Here is a 3,963-nt window from a genome sequence, read left to right as displayed (position 1 = left end):
ACTAATTATTCGCCAAATTGATGCAGCGTTAGCCAATGCGCGACGAGGGCAGGTGTTTCGACACCTTCTATTTCAATCGTTAGTTTGTGTGTTTGTAGGATAGCTTGGTCGCCTTTGGGCACGAGGTGAAGCAATTCGAACATGCCTCTGACTCGACTGCCTGCGCGTACGGGCGCAAGAAATCTGATCTTGTCAAAACCGTAGTTAACGCTTGCAGTTTGGCCCTCAAATTCTTTGATCACCCCGTAAGAAAATGCACTGGCCAGAGATAGGGTTAAAAACCCGTGTGCGATGGTGCCCCCGAACGGTGTTTCAGCTTTTGCACGTTTAGCATCAAGGTGGATAAACTGATGGTCCTCAGTGATGTCGGCAAAGGCGTCAATGCGAGGTTGATCTACGGTAAGCCATTTGGATGGTTTTAGCGGGGTTCCGATCTGGGTGGTGCGGCTTTGGCAAATTTGATCTACATGTGTCATGTCTATGAAAGTAGCGGTTAACTTGACAGGCGCAAGCGCAGTGAGCCAAGTGCATGCACCTTTAGGAGAGAACCATGTCTGACTTTTTGTTTCCTGTAACGCCCGTCACGTCAATCGAAGTTGATGGTGAAACTGCCGCATTCCCGATTAATCGGATTTTCTGTGTTGGACGTAATTATGCGGCGCATGCGGTGGAAATGGGCGGTGTGCCGAACTACGAGGCACCGTTCTATTTTACTAAGTCGCCCAAACATGCGGTGCGCAGTGGTGCGACGATCCCCTATCCTTTGGGAACAGAAAACTATCATCACGAAATGGAATTCAGCATTTTGATCGGCGCACCCGCATTTCGTGTGTCTGAGGAGGATGCTTTGGATGCGGTCTATGGTTACTGCGCGTCTTTAGATATGACACGCCGCGATTTGCAGGCAAATTCAAAAGCGAACCGCCAGCCGTGGGATACTGCGAAAGATCTTGAAGACGGTGGTGTGTTTGCTAAGGCGACGAAGGTCGCTGATTTTGGTGAGGTTGGCACTCAACGCATCGCGCTTAGCGTGAATGGCGAAATGCGCCAAGATGCGACTTTGGCTGAATTGATCCACTCTGTTCCTGCGATCATTCATGATTTGTCCAAGTTCTACCATCTAAACGCGGGCGATGTGATCATGACGGGTACACCGGCGGGCGTTGCTGCTGTGGTTGCGGGTGATGTGATTCATGGTGAAATCGCAGGACTTGCGCCAGTTGAGTTGACACTGACAGCTGCTGAGTAACACGCTTAGTACAAAACAAGTTACAAATGAAACGATATTGACTTTAAGGCGTGCCCCCCCCACAAACCTAACAAATGTTTAGGGAGGGCACGCCCCATGTTGGACGATCGTTACAAACTGGCTTTCGAAGCCTACCCATATGAACGCAATTCAGATCAGGACGCTGACACGCCTGTGCGCCATCCCGTTGTCATCATGGGAGGTGGCCCTGTTGGTGTTGCAACCGCACTTGATCTGGGTCGGCAAGGCATTCGCGCAATTGTGCTGGATGACCATGAAGGCGTTGGCATGGGCAGCCGCGCGATTTGTTTTGCGAAACGTTCTTTGGAGATTGCGGATCGCTATGGATGTGGTGATCCGATGCTCGACAAGGGTGTTGTGTGGAACGTGGGCAAAGTCTTTTATGAAGACCGCAAAGTGTTCGAATTCAACTTGCTGCCCGAAGACGGTCACAAGTTCCCCGCGTTTCTAAACATGCAGCAACCCTATTTCGAACAGTTCATGATCGAGCGCGCGCGTGAATTGCAGGCTGAGGGCATGCCAATTGAATTGCGCGGTAAGAACCGTGTCGATGGGGTTGTCGTCAAAGACGATCATGTCGTTCTCACAGTCATGACACCGGAAGGTCCTTACACGATTGAAGTCGATTGGTTGATCGGGGCGGACGGTGCGAATTCGCCCCTGCGCGGAATGATGGGTCTGGAATTTGAGGGCCGTGTGTTTGAGGATAATTTCCTAATCGCCGACATCAAAATGAAGGGCGACAAAAGTTTCCCAACAGAACGTTGGTTCTGGTTCGAACCGCCTTTCAAATCGGGGTCCTCGACGCTGCTGCACAAACAGCCTGATGACGTATGGCGCATTGATTTCCAATTGGGCTGGGAAATTGATCGCAAAGAAGAGCTGAAAGAAGAAAACATTCGCGTGCGCCTTGATGCGATGCTGGGGCCAGAGATTGAATATGAAATGGTTTGGTCTTCGATCTACACGTTCCAGTGCAAACGCATGGACCGCTTCCGTGAAGGCCGTGTCATTTTTGCGGGCGACGCAGCACATCAGGTATCGCCATTCGGTGCGCGCGGTGCAAATTCGGGCATGCAAGACGTGGACAATCTGGGCTGGAAGTTGGGTTTAGTAGTGCAGGGTAAATCACCTGAAAGTCTACTGGATAGCTACGACAGTGAGCGTGTGTTTGGGGCTGAAGAGAACATCATGAACTCTACCCGCTCAACTGATTTCATCACGCCAAAATCTGAGATCAGCAAGATCTTCCGCAATGCTGTTTTGAACCTCTCTGAGAAACACGCCTTTGCACGACCCCTGGTCAATTCTGGGCGTCTGTCGGTGCCGTGTGTGTATGATGGTGGCGTTCTGAATTCGAGCGATGATCTGCACGGTGGTCCTGATCGCACGCGCCCTGGTGCGCCCTGTCCGGATGCGCCTGTTGGTTCTGGGTTCTTGATGGCGAAACTGGGCGATGATTTTGTGGTCCTGGCGATTAATGCTGACGTGCCTGGGATGCTGGAAGAGGCGGGGATCACAGCGCGTGTTGTTTCAATCTCGACCGAGGATGATTCAAATGGTGCGCTTGCAGATCGCTATCTCGGGGATGCTAAGTCTGCCGTTTATTTGATCCGACCTGACCAACATGTGGCGACGCGTATGGGTGCATATGATGGTATGAAACTGCGCAGCGCTTTGAGACGTGCAACGGGGCAGGAGGTCTAGAATATGAGCGATTTAAACTTGAACCAGAACATCGACAAGCCTGATGATTTTTACGCGGATCTGTTGTCCGCGCATGAAGGGCTGAGCAAGGCAGAAAGCGATGCTTTCAATGCGCGTTTGATCCTTGTTTTGGCGAACCACATCGGGGATCGCGAAGTGATAAAAGACGCATTAGAGGCCGCAAAAATATGATGGTTCTCTATTCCTACTGGCGCTCAACAACCTCTTACCGTGTGCGCGTCGCGTTGAATCTGAAAGGGCTTGTGTACGAAACACGCGCGGTTGATTTGGTTGCCGGCGCGCAACGTTCTGAGAATTATGCGGCGCTCAATCCCGGACAGGGGGTTCCGACTCTGGTACTGGAGGATGGCAGCGTTTTGACACAATCGATGGCGATCCTTGATTATCTTGATGCACTTGTCCCTACGCCGGCCTTGTTGCCTGCTGATCCGTTGGATCGTGCGCACGCGCTGGCGGCTGCGCATACGATTGCGATGGATATTCATCCTGTGATCAATCTTAAAATTGTGGGGCGTTTGAAGGGTGAACACGGGGCAAGCCAAGACGACGGTGTCGCGTGGATGAAGCATTGGATGACCGAAGGATTCAGAGCCTATCAAGCGCTTTTGACACTGGAAACGTCTAAATTCAGCTTTGGTGAAACGCCGCTTTTGTGTGACATTTGCCTTGTCGCGCAGTTATACAATGCGTATCGCTGGGGTGTTGACATGAGCCAATTTGGGCGTCTTTTAGAGATTGAAAAAGAAGCGATGAAACTGGATGCGTTTCAACAAGCAAGGCCGGACGCACAGCCAGATGCGGGGTAAAATCTGATGGGATTGTTGCGCCAAGTTGGGAGCGACCCGTTCGTTGCAGACGCGTTTTCGGATGCTTCGTTTCTAAAACAGATGCTCATTTTTGAACGGGATTAGACGGAAGCCTTGATCGCGTCTGGAGTAGTTGATGGGCAAGTGGCGCTGGCGGCG

General features: G+C 51.5%; 5 protein-coding genes. 4 read left to right on the top strand and 1 reads right to left on the bottom strand.

Annotation, left to right across the window (positions count from 1 at the left end):
- Positions 1–5 precede the first annotated feature (5 nt).
- Positions 6–476 carry a MaoC family dehydratase gene (locus QZ279_RS12765; RefSeq protein ID WP_293451458.1) on the bottom strand — a complete coding sequence of 157 codons (471 nt, stop codon included), beginning with the start codon at positions 474–476 and terminating at the stop codon, positions 6–8.
- A 74-nt stretch (positions 477–550) separates the two neighbouring features.
- On the opposite strand from QZ279_RS12765, the gene QZ279_RS12760 reads away from it, so the two are divergent.
- The 4 genes from QZ279_RS12760 (at position 551) to maiA (ending at position 3,804) form a co-directional block, all read left to right on the top strand.
- Positions 551–1,249 (top strand): fumarylacetoacetate hydrolase family protein, encoded by a 699-nt coding sequence (locus QZ279_RS12760; RefSeq protein WP_293451456.1) that lies wholly within the window; start codon positions 551–553, stop codon positions 1,247–1,249.
- Between the two features lie 96 nt (positions 1,250–1,345).
- On the top strand, positions 1,346–2,977 hold the full coding sequence (locus tag QZ279_RS12755) for an FAD-dependent oxidoreductase (protein WP_293451454.1): 1,632 nt from the start codon (positions 1,346–1,348) through the stop codon (positions 2,975–2,977).
- Between the two features lie 3 nt (positions 2,978–2,980).
- Positions 2,981–3,169, top strand: a complete 189-nt coding sequence (locus tag QZ279_RS12750) for a DUF2783 domain-containing protein (protein ID WP_293451452.1) — start codon at positions 2,981–2,983, stop codon at positions 3,167–3,169.
- The gene (gene maiA, locus QZ279_RS12745) at positions 3,166–3,804 is read left to right on the top strand and encodes a maleylacetoacetate isomerase (RefSeq protein ID WP_293451450.1); all 639 of its coding nucleotides are present in this window, start codon (positions 3,166–3,168) and stop codon (positions 3,802–3,804) included. The genes QZ279_RS12750 and maiA overlap by 4 nt, the downstream gene beginning before the upstream one ends.
- The last annotated feature ends 159 nt before the right edge of the window (positions 3,805–3,963 follow it).

Origin of the sequence: Planktotalea sp. (assembly GCF_018607965.1) — a bacterium.
GTDB lineage: Bacteria > Pseudomonadota > Alphaproteobacteria > Rhodobacterales > Rhodobacteraceae > Planktotalea.
The sequence above is the reverse complement of the archived record's forward strand: the minus strand, read 5'-3'. Positions and strand labels throughout refer to the sequence as shown.

Excerpts from the sequence above, each read along its gene's own strand:
- QZ279_RS12755 (WP_293451454.1), top strand. The coding sequence starts at position 1,346 with ATGTTGGACGATCGTTACAAACTGGCTTTCGAAGCCTACCCATATGAA.
- QZ279_RS12760 (WP_293451456.1), top strand. The coding sequence starts at position 551 with ATGTCTGACTTTTTGTTTCCTGTAACGCCCGTCACGTCAATCGAAGTT.
- QZ279_RS12765 (WP_293451458.1), bottom strand. The coding sequence starts at position 476 with ATGACACATGTAGATCAAATTTGCCAAAGCCGCACCACCCAGATCGGA.
- QZ279_RS12750 (WP_293451452.1), top strand. The coding sequence starts at position 2,981 with ATGAGCGATTTAAACTTGAACCAGAACATCGACAAGCCTGATGATTTT.
- maiA (WP_293451450.1), top strand. The coding sequence starts at position 3,166 with ATGATGGTTCTCTATTCCTACTGGCGCTCAACAACCTCTTACCGTGTG.